Raw genomic sequence first — 17,613 nt, forward strand, 5'->3', positions numbered from 1 at the left:
GCCGACCTGTCCGTCGCGCTCAGGACGGGCGCCTCGCCAGACCGACGGACGGGGGTATCCGCTCAGCCGATATGCGTTGCCGGAACACCCAATACGTCCAAGCCTGGTACGCCACCGTCAGCGGTGCGAAGATGGCGGTCACCCAGGTCATGATCTTCAGGGTGTATGGCGTCGACGAGGCGTTGTAGATCGTGACGTTCCACTGCTCGTTGAGCGTCGACGGCACCAGGTTCGGGTACAGCACGCCGAACAACAACACCACCACGGCCGCGACGACCACCAACGTGCTCAGGAACGCAAACCCGTCGGATGCGCGCCGCCATATCAGCAGCACGGCCGCGAGCTGGGCGATCACGGCCACCCCCAGCGCCGCCCACGTCCATTGCTTGCCATACACCAGCTGGGTCCACACTCCGAACCCGCCAACCACAACGGTCGCCGCCAGCGCGAGCCACAGCCCAACCCGGTAGGCGCTGTCGCGGATCGGCCCGGCGGTTTTCAAGGCGATGAACACCGCACCGTATTGCAGGAACAACCCTGCGGTGGCCAGACCGCCCAACAGTGTGTAGCCATTGAGCACATCGCCGATGCCCAGATGCACGTGGCCATCGCCGTCGACTGGGAGTCCGTGCACCAGGATGGCGAACGCGACGCCCCACAGCACCGCGGGCAGCCACGACCCCGCGGCGACACCGAAATCTGCCCAGGCCCGCCATTTGGTGTCGTCGACCTTGCCGCGCCATTCGATAGCCACCGCGCGCAGGATCATGCCGAACAAGATGGCCAGCAGCGGCAGGTACAACGCCGAAAATACGGTCGCGTACCACCCAGGAAACGCGGCGAACATTCCGGCGCCCGCGGTCAGCAGCCAGACCTCGTTGCCGTCCCAGACCGGGCCGATGGTGTTCAGTACGGCTCGCCGTTGAATTTCGGAATCGCCCGGGGCCACTCGGGCCAGCGGCTCCATGAGCATGCCAACACCGAAGTCGAATCCCTCGAGCACCAAGAAACCGAGGAACAGCAACCCGATGACAGCGAACCACAATTGTTGGAGTCCCACCGGTCATCTCCCTCCTGGGTCAGTGGGTGTCAGTAAGCGAACGAGAGCGGTGCCACTTCGTCGCTGTCAGGGGCCGCCGGCGCCGCCGGCTCCGCGTCGTGCTCCTGCGGACCTTCGACGACGTAGCGCTTGAGCAGCCAGAACCAGATGACCGCGAGTACCGCGTAGACCAGCGTGAACGTCGCCAATGAGGTGACGACCATACCGAACGGGTGGTTGGATACCGCGGTCGCGACGGTGAGTCGAACCTGCTGATCGCCTGTCGGGTTGGGAGCCACGATCCAGGGCTGGCGGCCCATCTCGGTGAACACCCATCCGAACATGTTGGCCAGGAACGGGGCGGGAATGGTGAGCAGCGCAAGCCGGGCGAACCACCGCCGTTCCGGGATCCGTCCGCCGCGCGTCAGCCACAGGGCCAGCAACGCGAACAGGACCGGAATCGCGAGGAACCCGATCATCGCGCGAAATGACCAGTAGGTGACGAACAGATTGGGCCGGTAATCATTCGGGCCGAATCGTTGGTTGTAGTCCTGCTGCAAATTGCGGACACCCTGCAACGTCACGCCGGTGGTTTGGCCCTGGGCGAGGTACGGCAACACATAGGGCACCTCGAGGACCCGGGTGAGGCTGTCGCAGTTGTTCTGCCGGCCCACCGTCAGGATGGAAAAATCCGGGTCGGTCTGGGTGTCACACAGCGATTCCGCGGACGCCATTTTCATCGGTTGCTGGGTAAACATCAGCTTGCCCTGGTGGTCACCGGTGAAGAACAAGCCAACCGTAGCGACCAGCACAACCCAACAGCCCAGGATGGTTGCCGGGCGATACATGGCGCGGGTACCGGGCCCGACGGGGGCGGTGTTCGAACGCACCAGCCACCATGCGCTGACCGCGGCGACAAAAGTTCCCGCGGTGAGCAGCGAACCCGCGACGGTGTGTGAAAACGCCGCTATCGCAGTGTTATTGGTGAGCAGCGCGGTGATGCTGTTCAGCTCTGCGCGTTTGGTGGCCGGGTTGTAATGCGCCCCCACCGGGTGCTGCATGAACGAGTTCGCGGAGATGATGAAGAATGCCGAGACGTTGACCGCGATCGCGACGATCCAGATGCAGGCCAGGTGGACCAACCGGGGCAGCCTGCTCCAACCGAAGATCCACAGGCCAAGGAACGTCGATTCGAAGAAGAAGGCCATCAAGCCTTCCATTGCCAGCGGCGCGCCGAAGATGTCGCCGACGAATCGGGAGTATTCACTCCAGTTCATTCCGAACTGAAATTCCTGCACGATCCCGGTCGCCACGCCGATGGCGAAGTTGATCAGGAACAACTTCCCGAAGAACTTGGTCAGTCGATACCAGGCCGTGTTACCGGTGACCACCCACACCGTTTGCATCACGGCAAGCAGCGGGGCCAAGCCGATGGTGAGTGGCACGAAGATGAAGTGGTAGACGGTGGTGATACCGAACTGCCAGCGCGAAATATCGACGACATTCATCTGTCATCTCCCGGGATCGCGGGCCTTACAAACGGACTACGACGAAGTGTAGTAGATACGTCGGCGTTGACGCGAGTCGAGTGACGTTTGTCTGGGACCCTGCGGGGATTTTGCGAAACCCTATAGCCCTAGTGTTTTGGCCGCCTTGCGGATGCCGAACGCCGACACGATCTCGCAAGCGCCGATGATGACCAGCCAGACACCCACGACGATCGCCAAGGTGATGATCGACTCGAACGGCGCGGCTATCACCACGACGCCGGCGATCAGGCTGATTACCCCGACGAAGATCTGCCATCCCCGTCCGGGAAGGGCTGGGTCGTTGATCGCGGACACGGTTGTCGCGACGCCGCGGAAGATGAACCCGATGCCGATCCAGATGGCCAGCAACAGGACCGCGTTGCCGAAATGGCGGAACGCCAGTACGGCCAGGATCAGTGAGGCGGCGCCGCTGATGAATGCCAGGATCCGGCTGCCGGCCGAAACGTGCAGGCTGAACGCGAGGACGACCTGCGCGATGCCGGTCACGACGAGGTAGACGCCGAAAGCGACGGCGGCTACCAGGACCGATATTCCTGGCCAGACCAGGACCAGGACGCCGAGGATCAGCGACAGGAGTCCCGACAACAGCGTCGATTTCCACAGATGCGGCAACAAGCGTGGGACGGAGCCCGAGACGGGTGCAGTTTGCATGGCACCAGTGTGACGCATGTGACGGGTTTTGGCATAGTCGTGAACCCCGGTGCCCGCCCGGTGCGTTGTGGTGTCAGACGCCGGCGGTGCTTGGCTCCTCGGCAGGCGCGTCGGCCGGCTGCTCCGCCGGTCTGCGTCCGAGCAGGTACCAGGTGCGCATGACGCCTTTGCCCTTGACGTTGATGTGTCCGCGCTCCTGTAGCACGAAGTCGTCCTTCAAGCGCTCGTAGACCTCGTCGGGCACCTGGATCTTGCCCACCGAGTCGGTGGTCTCCATCCGCGACGCGACGTTGACCGCGTCGCCCCACACGTCGTAGAAGAAGCGGCGCGAGCCCACCACGCCGGCGACCACCGGACCGGTGGCCAGACCCACCCGCACGGGCACCGAGCAACCTTGCGGATCCTTCAGTCCGGCCGCGACGTCCACCATGTCGAGGGCAAAATCTGCCAATGCCCGCACATGGTCGGGCCGCGGGCGCGGCACTCCGCTGACCACCATGTAGCAGTCGCCGCTGACCTTGATTTTCTCCAGCCCGTGCTTGTCCACCAACGCGTCGAAAGCGCTGTACAGCCGGTCCAGGAATCGGACGAGTTCGGCCGGCGCGGCGCTGCTGGCCAGCTCGGTGAAGCCGACGATATCGGCGAACAGCACCGAGGCCTCGTCGTATTTGTCGGCGATGACGTCTCGTTCGGGATGCTTGAGCCGTTCGGCGATGCTGGCCGGCAACATGTTGGCCAGCAGGGCCTCGGAGCGGTCGTATTGGGCTTCCATGATCGCTTCGGCGCGGGCGGTGTCCCACAGGGCAAACCAGACCGAGACGACCACCACCACACAGGCGGAGACCGTGGTGATGACGAAGCCCGCCGATTGAGCCCAGGCGGGCTCCACTCCGGTGTTGCGGGGGACGAGAAACTCCACCGCGATGATCAACGCCGTGGCAAGGGCCGCCAGCCCGCTGGCCAGCACGATGTGTTCGATACCCAGCACCAGCACCACCAGGCAGGCGCCGACGAGAAAGAAGAACTGCGCGCCCGACCCGGTGCCGATGCTCCAGCAGCTGGCGAAGACCGTCACGTAGGCGGCTCCGATAAACGTCAGCGGTGCCACCAGTTCCCCGAACCGGTACAGCATCGGGACGATCGCGAAGACGACGGCCGCGGCGACGTTGATCCAACTCAGCGGCCACAGCCAGGCATCGGTCAGAAGTTGCATCAGCACAAAGCTCACGCTGACCATCACGGCCAGCCAGGCGGCAATGCTGAGCAGCCGGGCGCGGCGCGCCGCGCTGCGGGCGTAGTGTTGGTCGAACTCGCGGGTTTGCTCGCGCACGACCGTGACGCAGTCGTGGCGGGTTGAGCCCTCGGATCGTTTCCGTGGGGCACCGCGTTTCTTAGCCGCCACGATCAAGAGCGTAACCGCTGCGCTCGATATTGGGGGCCACCTGCCAAGACTCAGGACCCACCAGCGAGGTCATGGGTGAGCCACTCCGACAGACGATGTGGCGATAGTGCACCGTTGGGCATGATGTGCTGCGCCTGGCGTCCGTCGCGGGTGGCCAAATCGGCGATCATGCGCCGGTGACAGCGCCACCAGGTCGGTTCTCCGCACATCACTGCCACGTTGGTGGTGTCGGCATCCCGCAGCAGCCGCTGGTATGCGGCGTGAAAGCCGGGTGTTCGGGTATGCGCCGCGTAATTCGCGAACGCCGGGTTTTCCCACCACCGGTCGCGTGGGACCGGGTCGACGGGCGGTTTGCGCCGGCCACCGAGGTCAGGTTCATGCCGGTAGGCAATCCCGGCGGCGCCAAGCCAATCGGGCATTGCCTGTTTGGACACATCGGGGTTGCGACGGGAGCCTGGGAAACTACGGACATCGATCAGCAGGTTGATGTGGTGTTGGAGCAGCATGTCGGTGAGTTGCTCTGCGGACTTGGCGCCGTGGCCAATGGTGTACAGCATGATCCCGGAGTGCCCTCGGTGGGATTCGAACCCACACTGGACGGGTTTTGAGTCCGTTTCCTCTGCCAGTTGGGATACGAGGGCTGAGGTCGTTTGCGTACGGCTTTCTACCTCAGAGCAGCCTCCAACCATAGCGGATTCATATCCTGATCCCGACTCGCCGCCCCCCAAGGTTTCCCATCGCAGCCGCTCACGCCACAATGTCCGTCATGACCGGCCCCACCAACGACGCCGACGCCGTAAAACCACACCGTGTCCTGATCGCGGAAGACGAAGCGCTCATCCGGATGGACCTCGCCGAGATGCTGCGAGAGGAGGGGTACGACATCGTCGGAGAGGCCGGTGACGGCCAGGAAGCCGTCGAACTGGCCGAGCGACACAAGCCCGATCTGGTGATCATGGATGTGAAGATGCCGCGCCGCGACGGGATCGACGCGGCGTCGGAGATCGCCAGCAAGCGCATCGCGCCGATTGTGGTACTCACCGCATTCAGTCAGCGCGACCTCGTGGAGCGCGCCCGCGACGCCGGGGCCATGGCCTACCTGGTGAAGCCCTTCACGGCCAGCGACCTGATCCCGGCCATCGAGCTGGCCGTCAGCCGGTTCAGCGAGATCACCGCGCTGGAACAGGAAGTGGCGGCGCTGTCCGACCGTCTGGAAACGCGCAAGCTCGTCGAACGTGCCAAAGGCCTGCTGCAGGCCAAGCAGGGAATGACCGAGCCGGAGGCGTTCAAGTGGATTCAGCGCGCCGCCATGGACCGGCGGACCACCATGAAGCGGGTGGCCGAAGTCGTCCTGGAAACCCTCGACACGCCCACCTAAAAGGGCGCGAGCAGACACGGAATCGCGCGCATCCGCGCAGCGGAGTGCGATTCCGCGTCTGCTCGCCAGTGATTACCGCGCCACGATCACCGACGAGCCGTGGCCGAACAGGCCCTGGTTCGCGGTGATGCCGACCTTCGCGTTCGCCACCTGCCGGCCGGTGGCCTGACCGCGCAGCTGCCAGGTCAGCTCACATACCTGGGCGATCGCCTGCGCGGGGATCGCCTCGCCGAAGCACGCCAGCCCGCCCGACGGGTTGACCGGGACCCTGCCGCCGATGGCGGTCGCGCCGCTGCGCAGCAGCGCCTCGGCCTCACCCTTGGCGCACAACCCCAGGTGCTCGTACCAGTCGAGTTCCAGCGCGGTGGACAGGTCGTAGACCTCGGCCAGGCTCACGTCCTCGGGCCCGATGCCGGCCTCGGCGTAGGCCGCGTCGAGGATCTGGTCTTTGAACACCCGGTCCGGCGCCGGCGCCGCCGCGGTGGAATCCGTTGCGATATCCGGCAATTCGGGCAGGTGCTGCGGATAGCGGGGGGTGACCGTGCTGACCGCGCGCACCGACGGCACCCCGTCCAGGGAGCCCAGGTGCTCACGGGCGAACTTCGCGCTGGCCACGATCAGCGCCGCGGCGCCGTCGGAGGTGGCGCAGATGTCCAGCAGGCGTAGCGGATCGGCCACCACCGGGCTGGCCAGCACGTCGTCGACCGATGTCTCCTTGCGGAAGCGGGCGTTCGGGTTGTGCAAGCCATGCCGGGAGTTCTTGACCTTCACCTGGGCGAAGTCCTCGAGCGTGGCTCCGTAGAGGTCCATCCGTCGACGCGCCAGCAGCGCGAAGTACACCGGGTTGGAGGCCCCGATGAGGTGGAAGCGCTGCCAGTCCGGATCGTTCTTGCGTTCGCCGCCCACCGGGGCGAAAAAGCCCTTCGGCGTGGTGTCGGCGCCGATCACCAACGCCACATCGCAGAAACCTGCCAGGATCTGCGCCCGGGCGCTCTGCAGCGCCTGCGAGCCGCTGGCGCACGCCGCGTAGCTGGAACTGACCGGCACACCGTTCCAGCCCAGCTTCTGGGCGAACGTGGCGCCGGCGACAAAACCCGGGTAACCGTTGCGGATGGTGTCCGCCCCGGCCACCAATTGGATCTGACGCCAGTCCAGACCGGCCTCGCGCAGTGCGGCACGCGCGGCGGCCACCCCGTATTCGGTGAAGTCGGTGCCCCACTTGCCCCATGGGTGCATTCCGGCGCCGAGGATGTAGAGCGGCTCGGGAGTACTCATGCGGGGGCGACCCGCCACGCGTAGACGATGCGCTCGATACCGTCGTCGTCGGTGAACAGCGGCATGGTGGTCAGCTCCATCTCCATTCCGACCCTCAGGTCGGCGGCCAGCGTGCCCTCGACCACCTTGCCCAGCACGATGAGCCCTTCGTCGGCCAGCTCGACCGCCGCGACGGCGAACGGCTCGAAGGGGTCGGGGGAGGGGTACGGCGGCGGTGGGGCATACCGATTCTCGGTGTAGCTCCACAGCTTCCCGCGGTGCGACAAGGCGACGGCCTCTAGCGTGTCGGACTCGCAGCCCGGGTTGGGGCAGTTGTTCGGCCGGGGCGGAAACACATAGGTGCCGCACTGCGGGCACTTGCTGCCGATCAGATGCGGGTTGCCGGTGTCGTCGGTGGCGAACCACCCGTCAACGGCCGGTGCTTGGCTGGTGACCTCGGGCACCGGCCCAGCCTACCCAGCGGAAGCGCAAAACTGAAACGTGTTGCAGTTCCGGCCCCGCATACTGCGTCGGACCAGGTGCATAGAGTGTGATCCGTGAGCACCGCCAGTGAGGATCGAGCCAAGCCGACGCTGATGTTGCTGGATGGCAACTCGCTGGCGTTTCGGGCGTTCTATGCCCTGCCCGCGGAGAACTTCAAGACCCGCGGCGGGCTGACCACCAACGCGGTCTACGGCTTCACCGCCATGCTGATCAACCTGCTGCGCGATGAAGCCCCGACGCACATCGCCGCCGCCTTCGACGTGTCCCGGCAGACCTTTCGCTCCGAGCGTTACCCCGAGTACAAGGCCAACCGGTCATCGACGCCCGACGAATTCCACGGCCAGATCGACATCACGAAGGAAGTCCTGGGCGCGCTGGGCATCACGGTGCTTGCCGAACCGGGATTCGAGGCCGACGACATCATCGCGACGCTGGCCAGCCAGGCCGAGAAGGAGGGATATCGGGTTCTGGTCGTCACCGGCGACCGCGACTCACTGCAGCTGGTCAGTGACGACGTGACCGTGCTCTACCCGCGCAAAGGTGTCAGCGAACTCACCCGCTTCACCCCCGAGGCCGTCGTCGAGAAGTACGGTCTCACGCCCGCGCAATACCCGGACTTCGCCGCGTTGCGCGGCGACCCCAGTGACAACCTGCCCGGCATTCCCGGGGTGGGCGAGAAGACCGCCACCAAGTGGATTGCCGAATACGGCTCGCTGCAGGAGCTGGTCGACCATGTCGACTCGGTTCGCGGCAAAGTTGGCGATGCGCTTCGGGCGCACGTGGCCAACGTGGTGCGCAACCGCGAACTCACCGAGCTGGTGCGTGATGTGCCGCTGGCCCAAACCCCGGACACGCTGCGGCTGCTGCCCTGGGACCGCGACCACATCCACCGGCTGTTCGACGACCTGGAGTTCCGGGTGTTGCGAGACCGGTTATTCGACACGCTGGCGGCTGTCGAGCCCGAGGTCGACGAGGGGTTCGACGTGCGCGGCGGGGCGCTGCAGCCCGGCACGGTGGCGCAGTGGCTAGCCGCACATGCCGGCGACGGGCGCCGCTGCGGCCTGACGGTCGTGGGCACCCATCTGCCGCACGGCGGTGACGCCACCGCGCTGGCAATCGCGGCCGCCGACGGCGACGGCGGCTACATCGATACCGCCACGGTGACACCCGAGGACGACGCAGCGCTGGCGTCCTGGCTGGCGGACCCGGCCAAACCCAAGGCACTGCACGAGGCCAAGCTCGCCATCCATGACCTCGGGGGCCGCGGTTGGACCCTGAACGGTGTCACCTCCGACACCGCACTGGCCGCCTACCTGGTGCGGCCGGGGCAGCGCAGCTTCACCCTCGACGATCTCTCGCTGCGCTACCTGCGCCGCGAACTGCGCGCGGAAAATCCTGAACAGCAACAACTTTCATTGCTTGACGATATGGATGGAGTGGACGACCAAGCCGTCCAAACCGCGATCCTGCGGGCCAGGGCGGTGGCGGACCTGGCCGATGCGCTGGACGCCGAACTGGCCCGCATCGATTCCACGGCCTTGCTGGCCGACATGGAACTGCCCGTGCAACGGGTGCTGGCTGACCTGGAGCGCGCCGGCATCGCTGTCGACCTGCGGCTGCTGGCCGAGTTGCAAAGCCAGTTCGCCGATCAGATCCGCGACGCCGCCGAGGCCGCATACGCCGTCATCGGCAAGCAGATCAACCTCGGCTCGCCCAAGCAGCTGCAGGTGGTGCTGTTCGACGAACTCGGGATGCCGAAGACCAAGCGGACCAAGACCGGCTACACAACTGACGCCGACGCTGTGCAGGGTCTTTTTGAAAAGACCGGGCACCCGTTCCTGCAGCATCTGCTGGCGCACCGCGACGTCACCCGGCTCAAGGTCACCGTCGACGGGCTGCTGAACTCGGTGGCCGCCGACGGCCGGATTCATACCACGTTCAACCAGACCATCGCGGCCACGGGCAGGCTGTCGTCGACGGAGCCCAACTTGCAGAACATCCCGATCCGCACCGACGCGGGCCGCCAGATCCGCGACGCGTTCGTCGTCGGCGCCGGTTATAGCGAGCTGATGACGGCCGATTACAGCCAGATCGAGATGCGGATCATGGCGCACCTGTCCGGCGACGAAGGCCTCATCGAGGCCTTCAATACCGGCGAGGACTTGCACTCGTTCGTCGCGTCCCGGGCTTTCGGTGTGCCCATCGACGAGGTGACCGGCGAGTTGCGCCGCCGGGTCAAGGCGATGTCGTATGGGCTGGCCTACGGGTTGAGTGCCTATGGGCTGTCCACGCAGCTGAAGATCTCCACCGAAGAGGCCAAGGTTCAGATGGACCAGTACTTCGCGCGCTTCGGCGGCGTGCGCGACTACCTGATGGCCGTGGTCGAGCAGGCCCGCAAGGACGGATACACCTCAACTGTGTTGGGTCGCCGGCGCTACCTTCCCGAGCTGGACAGCAGCAATCGGCAGGTGCGTGAGGCTGCCGAGCGGGCGGCGCTCAACGCACCGATCCAGGGCAGTGCGGCCGACATCATCAAGGTGGCGATGATCGAGGTCGACAAGGCGCTCACCGAGGCCGGGCTGGCGTCGCGCATGCTGCTGCAGGTCCACGACGAATTGCTGTTCGAGATCGCGCCCGGAGAACGCGAACGGGTCGAGGCGCTGGTGCGCGAGAAAATGGGCGGCGCCTACCCGTTGGACGTTCCGCTGGAAGTGTCGGTGGGCTTCGGTCGCAGTTGGGACGCGGCGGCGCACTGACAGGCGATCGCGCGCCGCGTGTAACGTAGCGGCGGAAAAACTCGCTGAAATTCGCCGTGGCGTTACATTCGCGACGGATGATGCGGTTTGTCCAGCATGTACACCGTCGAGTAGCCTCGACTCACATCAACAACTCAAGTCCCACGTCCCTACGACCGACCCTGTCCGGAGCAACCCAACAATATGCCGAGTCCCACCGTCACCTCGCCGCAAGTAGCCGTCAACGACATAGGCTCCTCCGAGGACTTTCTCGCAGCAATAGACAAAACGATCAAATACTTCAACGATGGCGACATCGTCGAGGGAACCATCGTCAAAGTGGACCGGGACGAGGTGCTCCTCGACATCGGCTACAAGACTGAAGGGGTCATCCCCGCCCGCGAACTCTCCATCAAGCACGACGTCGACCCCAACGAGGTCGTTTCCGTCGGCGACGAGGTCGAGGCCCTGGTCCTCACCAAAGAGGACAAAGAGGGCCGGCTGATCCTGTCCAAGAAGCGCGCCCAGTATGAGCGCGCCTGGGGCACCATCGAGGCGCTCAAGGAGAAGGACGAGGCCGTCAAGGGCACGGTCATCGAGGTGGTCAAGGGCGGCCTGATCCTCGACATCGGCTTGCGCGGCTTCCTGCCCGCCTCGCTGGTCGAGATGCGCCGTGTCCGCGATCTGCAGCCCTACATCGGCAAGGAGATCGAAGCCAAGATCATCGAGCTGGACAAGAACCGCAACAACGTGGTGCTGTCGCGGCGCGCCTGGCTGGAGCAGACCCAGTCCGAGGTGCGCAGCGAATTCCTCAACCAGCTGCAGAAGGGCACCATCCGCAAGGGCGTGGTCTCCTCGATCGTCAACTTCGGCGCCTTCGTCGATCTCGGCGGTGTGGACGGTCTGGTGCATGTCTCCGAGCTGTCCTGGAAACACATCGACCACCCGTCCGAGGTGGTTCAGGTGGGCGACGAGGTCACCGTCGAGGTGCTCGACGTCGACATGGATCGCGAGCGGGTTTCGTTGTCGCTCAAGGCAACTCAGGAAGACCCGTGGCGCCACTTCGCCCGCACCCACGCTATCGGCCAGATCGTGCCGGGCAAGGTCACCAAGCTGGTACCGTTCGGTGCGTTCGTCCGCGTCGAGGAGGGCATCGAGGGCCTGGTGCACATCTCCGAGCTGGCCGAGCGTCACGTCGAGGTGCCCGACCAGGTGGTCGCCGTCGGCGACGACGCGATGGTCAAGGTCATCGACATCGACCTGGAGCGCCGCCGGATCTCGTTGTCGCTCAAGCAGGCCAACGAGGACTACACCGAGGAATTCGACCCGGCGAAGTACGGCATGGCCGACAGCTACGACGAACAGGGCAACTACATCTTCCCCGAGGGCTTCGACGCCGAAACCAACGAGTGGATGGAAGGTTTCGACGCCCAGCGCAACGAGTGGGAGGCCCGCTACGCCGAGGCGGAGCGCCGGCACAAGATGCACACCGCGCAGATGGACAAATTTGCCGCGGCCGAGGCAGCCGGGCACGGCGGTGGCGAGCAGCCCTCGGGCAGCTCGGCGTCGTCGGAGAAGGCCGCGGGCGGGTCGCTGGCCAGCGACGCCCAATTGGCCGCGCTGCGGGAAAAACTCGCCGGCAACGCGTAGTCGCCGATGCTGCGCATCGGACTGACCGGCGGCATCGGCGCCGGCAAGTCGGTGCTGTCCACCACGTTCGCGCAATGCGGTGGCATCATCGTCGACGGCGATGTGCTGGCACGCGAGGTGGTCGAGCCGGGAACCGAGGGGCTTGCTTCGCTGGTCGGCGCCTTTGGCGACGACATCCTGCTGCCCAGCGGGGCGCTGGATCGGCCGGCGTTGGCTGCCAAGGCATTTCGGGATGACGATGCGCGCACGATGCTCAACGGCATCGTGCACCCGCTGGTAGCCCGCCGTCGAGCCGAGATCATCGCAGCGGTATCTGACGACGCGGTTGTCGTTGAGGACATTCCGCTGCTGGTCGAATCCGGGATGGCGCCGCTGTTCCCGCTGGTGGTGATCGTGCACGCCGATGCCGAACACCGGGTGCGGCGGCTGGTCGAGCAGCGCGGCATGCCCGAAGCGGACGCTCGTGCCCGGATCGCCGCGCAGGCTACCGACGCGCAGCGCCGTGAAGTCGCCGATATCTGGCTGGACAACTCGGGCAGCGTGGACGCTTTGATCGAGCAGGCCCGCGGCGTCTGGTACAACCGGATACTGCCGTTCGCCCACAACCTTGGCGAACGTCGGTGCGCCCACGCGGCGGCACGGCTGGTACCGGCCGACCCGAGTTGGCCGGACCAGGCCCGCCGCATCGTCAACCGGCTCAAGACAGCAGCCGGCCACCGGGCGCTGCGAGTGGACCACATCGGTTCGACGGCGGTGCCGGGCTATGACGCCAAGGATGTCATCGACATACAGATCACCGTCGAATCACTGGCGGTGGCAGACGAACTCGCCGAATCCCTGCTGTCCGCCGGTTATCCGCGCCTGGAGCACGTGACCCAGGATGTCGCCAAAGCCGACGCCCGGAGCACCGTCGACCGCTACGACCACGCGGCCGATAATACGATGTGGCACAAGCGCTTTCACGCATCAGCCGATCCCGGACGGCCGACGAATGTGCATATCCGGGTGGACGGTTGGCCAAATCAGCAGTTCGCGCTGGTGTTCGTGGACTGGCTGCGGGCCAACCCCGGTGTGCGGGCCGACTACCTGTCGGTCAAGCGGGCCGCCGAGCAGAGCGCGGCATCAGGTGCCGGCGACATCGCGCACTACGCCGCAGCCAAAGAGCCGTGGTTTCTCGACGCCTACCGGCGGGCGTGGGATTGGGCCGACTCGGTCGGCTGGCGGCCCTAGGCCTAGGGCCGGGCGCGTTCTGGGCCGGCCGGTCAGTTGCCGGGCAGCGGGGCGCCGCACTGCAGTACGCCGCTCATGAGATCACTGTTGCCCTGCTTGGGCCTGACGAACTGGTCGACCTGCGCGGCGACGTTGTCGTCGACGTCGATCTCGCAATGCACATTCGCGGAGTAGGGCCAATGCAGGATCACCTGCATCCCCGCCTGTTGCGGATCGGCCAGTACCTCGTTGGCTTCGAACACGTTGCCGGGCATCGGGCTCAGCGGGGCGGTGGCTGTCTGGCCGCCGTTGAGCATGAACGTGGCCTGGCTACCGGGCGCGACGCCGTCGATCCGGGCAATGTAGGTGACGTTGTGCAGGTCGGCCAGCGCGGTTGCCGGGTCTAATTGTGAGCCGACCGCGACGGCCGTCATCGCGGCGATCGACGACCATTTCTGCGTGGTGGAGCTCATGTCGATGACGTTACGCCCGGTGGTCACGATCGCCGAGGCTGAGAAATCGGCCCACGCGGCGCCGGCTGCCGGGGTTGGGCCGGCGCGCGAACGTGCCCTGACCAGGCCGCTCACGGATCCAGCTGTCCCGCGAGCCGTTGGGGCATGTCGCGTGCAGCACAACGCTTACCGAGGCCGGCGGGCGGGCGAAATCGATCACGACCAGTCGTCGAGTATGCCGCGGGCCAGGGCCGCTTCGGGTGGTTCGCGGTGGGTGCCGGCTTCGCCGGACGAAGGGTAGTCGCCGCGTTTGGTCATGAGCCAGGTTTCGTCGTCACCTTCCCGGATTCGGGTCAGCGCGTAGCCGCCGTGCACTGTCCGACCGCGCAGTCGGAACGAAAGGTGGCCACGGTCAAGGCCTTTGATCATTTCGTGGCCGGTCATGTTGGCGTACGTGCCATAGTCCCAGACGATGACCCCGCCGGCGCCCTCGAATGTCGCGTACTGCACCGGGTGGTCGTCGATGCGACGGGCCATCCGCTTGTCCTTCGGACTTGCCGACGGACTCTTGGGCATCGCCCACGACGCGAGCACACCGTCGATCTCGAGGCACAGGTCGTAGTGGTCGTCATAGTGGTCGCCGTTGGCCACGTGGTGCCGGATGACGAAACGCGGTCCCTCCTCGGCCGTCAATTTCTTCGGGCGGTGTCGTCCTGGTGCTTCGGCGCGCGGTCCGCCGGTACGGTCGGCCCGCCGTCGGCGCCGGTTCTCGATCAATTGCATAAGAGACAGGTACCCGTTGTGGCCGGAAACGACCCGGGACCGCTCCGATCAACCCGAGCGCCAGGTGAGCGCCATGCCGCTGGCGGCCAACCAGCGCGCCAGGTCGTAATCATGACGGGCCAGGCCCTCGATGGCGGTTACCGCCCGCCGCAAGGCCTGTTCGGCGACCTCGGCGGGCAACAGCCCGTGTCGGACGGCGCCCAACAACTCGTCGACGTCGGCCAGGAGGGTCGCCCGGCCGGTGCGGACCTCGATATCGAGGTAGTGGTCTTCGGAGCGCCACAGCGCCGGCCCGGGTGTGTATTCGCCCACATCGAGGTAGTAGTCATAGTCGCGCTCATGGCCCGGATTGAAATGGAAGACAGTGGCGCGCAACCCCAATGACGGCAGCAGCCACGACTCGAGATAGTGGAACTGGGCACGGCCAGGAGTTGGCCGGGCCAGGTAAAGGCCCCAGTCGTGCACGACGTATTCATCGACGGCCCGCACGATGCCCTTGGGGTCTGTATTGGTGCGGGCGAGGAGGTCGAACGTCTCGTGCTTGGGCGGATGAATGAGACCACCCTACCGGCGCCCGGGGCCTTGCTATCGGGGCTATCGGCACAGCCGGATATTCGGGCCGGGGCAAAGGCGTCGCTGGCTCCGCAGGCGAGACATCCGGCGATACCGCGATGTCCGCGCCCAATGGCCGCCACCTGCACGAATGCGACCCGCTCGGCCGGATATGGGTCCGCCACCGCTAGCAGCGCGGGCTATGACGTCACCGCTCGGCGGTGCTCGGGACGGACTTGTCGGTGCGTCGTCCTACCCTGGTGACATGGCATTTGCCACCGAACACCCAGTAGTGGCCCATTCCGAATACCGACCAGCCGCAGAAGAAGTGGAAGGGTTGGTGCGTTCCGGCGCCCGCTTCGAAGTGATCAGCCCGCACGCGCCCGCCGGCGACCAGCCGGCCGCCATTGACGAGCTAGAGCGGCGGATCAAGGCGGGGAAGCGCGACGTGGTGCTCCTCGGTGCTACCGGCACCGGTAAGTCGGCCACCACCGCGTGGCTCATCGAGCGCCTGCAGCGTCCCACCCTGGTCATGGAACCCAACAAGACGCTGGCCGCCCAGATGGCGAATGAACTGCGAGAGATGTTGCCGCACAACGCAGTTGAATACTTTGTGTCGTATTACGACTACTACCAGCCGGAGGCGTATATCGCCCAGACCGACACGTACATCGAGAAGGACAGCTCCATCAACGACGACGTGGAGCGGTTGCGCCACTCCGCCACGTCGGCCCTGCTGTCACGGCGCGACGTCGTGGTGGTGGCGTCGGTGTCCTGCATCTATGGCCTGGGCACCCCGCAGTCCTACCTGGATCGCTCGGTTGAGCTGCGGGTCGACACCGAGGTACCGCGGGACGGTTTGCTGCGGCTGCTGGTCGACGTGCAGTACACCCGCAACGATCTATCCTTCACCCGCGGCTCGTTCCGGGTCCGCGGAGACACCGTGGAGATCATCCCGTCCTACGAGGAGCTGGCGGTTCGCATCGAATTCTTCGGCGACGAGATCGAAGCGCTGTATTACCTGCATCCGCTGACCGGTGAGGTGATCCGCCAGGTCGACTCGCTGCGGATCTTCCCGGCCACTCACTACGTGGCCGGGCCCGAGCGGATGGCGCACGCGATCTCCACCATCGAGGAGGAACTGGCCGAGCGGCTGGCCGAATTGGAGGCGCAGGGCAAGCTGCTGGAAGCACAGCGGCTGCGGATGCGCACCAACTACGACATCGAGATGATGCGGCAGGTCGGGTTCTGCTCGGGCATCGAGAATTACTCGCGACACATAGATGGGAGGCCGGCCGGATCCGCACCCGCGACGTTGCTGGACTACTTCCCGGAGGACTTCCTGCTCGTCATCGATGAGTCGCATGTCACGGTGCCGCAGATCGGCGGCATGTATGAGGGTGACATCTCGCGCAAGCGCAATCTGGTCGAATACGGGTTCCGGCTGCCGTCGGCGGTCGACAACCGCCCGTTGACCTGGGAGGAATTCGCCGACCGGATCGGGCAGACGGTATACCTGTCGGCCACTCCTGGACCGTATGAGCTCACTCAATCCGGTGGCGAGTTCGTCGAACAGGTGATTCGCCCTACCGGCCTGGTGGACCCGAAGGTGGTGGTCAAGCCGACCAAGGGGCAGATCGACGACCTCATCGGCGAGATCCGCGCCCGCGCCCAAGCCGACCAGCGGGTGCTGGTGACAACGCTGACCAAGAAGATGGCCGAAGATCTCACCGACTACCTGCTGGAGATGGGTATCCGGGTGCGCTACCTGCATTCCGAGGTCGACACCTTGCGGCGGGTGGAGCTGCTGCGCCAGCTCCGGCTCGGCGACTACGACGTGCTGGTCGGCATCAACCTGCTGCGCGAGGGGCTGGATCTGCCCGAGGTGTCGCTGGTGTCGATTCTGGACGCCGACAAGGAAGGCTTCCTGCGGTCGTCACGCAGCCTGATCCAGACCATCGGCCGCGCCGCGCGCAACGTCTCCGGCGAAGTGCACATGTACGCCGACAAGATCACCGACTCGATGAAGGAGGCCATCGACGAGACCGAGCGGCGGCGGGCAAAACAGATCGCCTACAACGAGGCCAACGGGATCGACCCGCAGCCGTTGCGCAAGAAGATCGCCGACATCCTCGACCAGGTCTATCGCGAGGCCTCTGATACAGAAGCCTCTGCCGTCGAGATCGGCTCCGGACGCAGCATGTCGCGCGGTCGGCGGGCGCAGGGGGAGCCCGGCCGGGCGGTTAGCGCCGGCGTCTTCGAGGGCCGCGACACCTCGAACATGCCTCGCGCGGAGCTGGCCGACCTGATCAAAGACCTCACCGAGCAGATGATGGCCGCCGCACGCGATTTGCAGTTCGAGCTGGCCGCCCGATTCCGCGACGAGATCGCCGACCTGAAAAGGGAATTGCGCGGGATGGACGCCGCTGGTCTGAAGTGAGTGCCGGCACGCCT

Annotated in this window: 15 protein-coding genes and 1 tRNA gene; 5 read left to right on the forward strand and 11 right to left on the reverse strand. The window is 65.7% G+C overall.

The window, feature by feature from the left end; all coding sequences use genetic code 11:
- Positions 1-19: 19 nt before the first annotated feature.
- The 6 genes from cydB to EET13_RS13005 form a co-directional block, all read right to left on the reverse strand.
- Complete coding sequence (gene cydB / locus EET13_RS12980; RefSeq protein WP_122442663.1) at positions 20-1,060, reverse strand: cytochrome d ubiquinol oxidase subunit II; 1,041 nt, start codon at positions 1,058-1,060, stop codon at positions 20-22.
- A 29-nt stretch (positions 1,061-1,089) separates the two neighbouring features.
- Positions 1,090-2,547, reverse strand: a complete 1,458-nt coding sequence (locus tag EET13_RS12985; RefSeq protein WP_122442664.1) for a cytochrome ubiquinol oxidase subunit I — start codon at positions 2,545-2,547, stop codon at positions 1,090-1,092.
- Positions 2,548-2,667: 120 nt separating this feature from the next.
- Positions 2,668-3,258, reverse strand: coding sequence for an HdeD family acid-resistance protein (locus EET13_RS12990; RefSeq protein ID WP_122442665.1), 591 nt, complete (start codon positions 3,256-3,258; stop codon positions 2,668-2,670).
- Between the two features lie 55 nt (positions 3,259-3,313).
- A complete protein-coding gene (locus tag EET13_RS12995; protein WP_122442708.1) occupies positions 3,314-4,642 on the reverse strand; it encodes an adenylate/guanylate cyclase domain-containing protein in 1,329 nt (442 codons plus the stop codon).
- 50 nt (positions 4,643-4,692) lie between these two features.
- A complete protein-coding gene (locus EET13_RS13000) occupies positions 4,693-5,199 on the reverse strand; it encodes a DUF488 domain-containing protein (protein WP_122442666.1) in 507 nt (168 codons plus the stop codon).
- Positions 5,200-5,209: 10 nt separating this feature from the next.
- Positions 5,210-5,283, reverse strand: a tRNA-Leu gene (locus EET13_RS13005).
- A 125-nt stretch (positions 5,284-5,408) separates the two neighbouring features.
- Between EET13_RS13005 and EET13_RS13010 the strand changes: the two genes are divergently transcribed.
- Positions 5,409-6,020, forward strand: coding sequence for an ANTAR domain-containing response regulator (locus EET13_RS13010; RefSeq protein ID WP_122442709.1), 612 nt, complete (start codon positions 5,409-5,411; stop codon positions 6,018-6,020).
- A 72-nt stretch (positions 6,021-6,092) separates the two neighbouring features.
- Here the strand turns inward: EET13_RS13010 and EET13_RS13015 are convergent, their stop codons facing one another.
- Together EET13_RS13015 and EET13_RS13020 are read right to left on the reverse strand one after the other, a co-directional pair.
- Positions 6,093-7,295, reverse strand: coding sequence for a lipid-transfer protein (locus EET13_RS13015; protein WP_122442667.1), 1,203 nt, complete (start codon positions 7,293-7,295; stop codon positions 6,093-6,095).
- Complete coding sequence (locus EET13_RS13020; RefSeq protein WP_122442668.1) at positions 7,292-7,738, reverse strand: Zn-ribbon domain-containing OB-fold protein; 447 nt, start codon at positions 7,736-7,738, stop codon at positions 7,292-7,294. Before EET13_RS13020 ends, EET13_RS13015 begins: the two co-directional genes overlap by 4 nt.
- A 132-nt stretch (positions 7,739-7,870) precedes the next feature.
- Between EET13_RS13020 and polA the strand changes: the two genes are divergently transcribed.
- The 3 genes from polA (at position 7,871) to coaE (ending at position 13,393) form a co-directional block, all read left to right on the forward strand.
- Positions 7,871-10,534, forward strand: coding sequence for a DNA polymerase I (gene polA / locus EET13_RS13025; RefSeq protein WP_122442710.1), 2,664 nt, complete (start codon positions 7,871-7,873; stop codon positions 10,532-10,534).
- Between the two features lie 183 nt (positions 10,535-10,717).
- Positions 10,718-12,163 carry a 30S ribosomal protein S1 gene (gene rpsA, locus EET13_RS13030; protein WP_122442669.1) on the forward strand — a complete coding sequence of 482 codons (1,446 nt, stop codon included), beginning with the start codon at positions 10,718-10,720 and terminating at the stop codon, positions 12,161-12,163.
- Between the two features lie 6 nt (positions 12,164-12,169).
- On the forward strand, positions 12,170-13,393 hold the full coding sequence (gene coaE / locus EET13_RS13035) for a dephospho-CoA kinase (RefSeq protein WP_122442670.1): 1,224 nt from the start codon (positions 12,170-12,172) through the stop codon (positions 13,391-13,393).
- A gap of 32 nt (positions 13,394-13,425) precedes the next feature.
- Here coaE and EET13_RS13040 read toward each other — a convergent pair whose 3' ends face one another.
- The 3 genes from EET13_RS13040 to EET13_RS13050 form a co-directional block, all read right to left on the reverse strand.
- Entirely contained in the window at positions 13,426-13,845 is a 420-nt protein-coding gene (locus EET13_RS13040) for a hypothetical protein (RefSeq protein ID WP_122442711.1), read from the reverse strand.
- A 195-nt stretch (positions 13,846-14,040) separates the two neighbouring features.
- Positions 14,041-14,607, reverse strand: coding sequence for a DNA polymerase ligase N-terminal domain-containing protein (locus tag EET13_RS13045; protein WP_122442671.1), 567 nt, complete (start codon positions 14,605-14,607; stop codon positions 14,041-14,043).
- A gap of 48 nt (positions 14,608-14,655) precedes the next feature.
- Complete coding sequence (locus EET13_RS13050; RefSeq protein ID WP_122442672.1) at positions 14,656-15,096, reverse strand: ribonuclease FAU-1 family protein; 441 nt, start codon at positions 15,094-15,096, stop codon at positions 14,656-14,658.
- A gap of 328 nt (positions 15,097-15,424) precedes the next feature.
- Here EET13_RS13050 and uvrB point away from each other — a divergent pair, with 328 nt between their 5' ends.
- A complete protein-coding gene (gene uvrB, locus EET13_RS13055) occupies positions 15,425-17,599 on the forward strand; it encodes an excinuclease ABC subunit UvrB (protein WP_122442673.1) in 2,175 nt (724 codons plus the stop codon).
- Positions 17,600-17,613: the final 14 nt, after the last annotated feature.

Origin of the sequence: Mycobacterium attenuatum, assembly GCF_900566085.1 — a bacterium.
Lineage (GTDB): Bacteria > Actinomycetota > Actinomycetes > Mycobacteriales > Mycobacteriaceae > Mycobacterium > Mycobacterium attenuatum.

Excerpts from the sequence above, each read along its gene's own strand:
- EET13_RS13010 (WP_122442709.1), top strand. The coding sequence starts at position 5,409 with ATGACCGGCCCCACCAACGACGCCGACGCCGTAAAACCACACCGTGTC.
- polA (WP_122442710.1), top strand. The coding sequence starts at position 7,871 with ATGTTGCTGGATGGCAACTCGCTGGCGTTTCGGGCGTTCTATGCCCTG.
- EET13_RS13045 (WP_122442671.1), bottom strand. The coding sequence starts at position 14,607 with ATGCAATTGATCGAGAACCGGCGCCGACGGCGGGCCGACCGTACCGGC.
- EET13_RS13000 (WP_122442666.1), bottom strand. The coding sequence starts at position 5,199 with ATGCTGTACACCATTGGCCACGGCGCCAAGTCCGCAGAGCAACTCACC.
- EET13_RS12990 (WP_122442665.1), bottom strand. The coding sequence starts at position 3,258 with ATGCGTCACACTGGTGCCATGCAAACTGCACCCGTCTCGGGCTCCGTC.
- coaE (WP_122442670.1), top strand. The coding sequence starts at position 12,170 with ATGCTGCGCATCGGACTGACCGGCGGCATCGGCGCCGGCAAGTCGGTG.
- uvrB (WP_122442673.1), top strand. The coding sequence starts at position 15,425 with ATGGCATTTGCCACCGAACACCCAGTAGTGGCCCATTCCGAATACCGA.
- EET13_RS12985 (WP_122442664.1), bottom strand. The coding sequence starts at position 2,547 with ATGAATGTCGTCGATATTTCGCGCTGGCAGTTCGGTATCACCACCGTC.
- EET13_RS13040 (WP_122442711.1), bottom strand. The coding sequence starts at position 13,845 with ATGAGCTCCACCACGCAGAAATGGTCGTCGATCGCCGCGATGACGGCC.
- EET13_RS13015 (WP_122442667.1), bottom strand. The coding sequence starts at position 7,295 with ATGAGTACTCCCGAGCCGCTCTACATCCTCGGCGCCGGAATGCACCCA.
- rpsA (WP_122442669.1), top strand. The coding sequence starts at position 10,718 with ATGCCGAGTCCCACCGTCACCTCGCCGCAAGTAGCCGTCAACGACATA.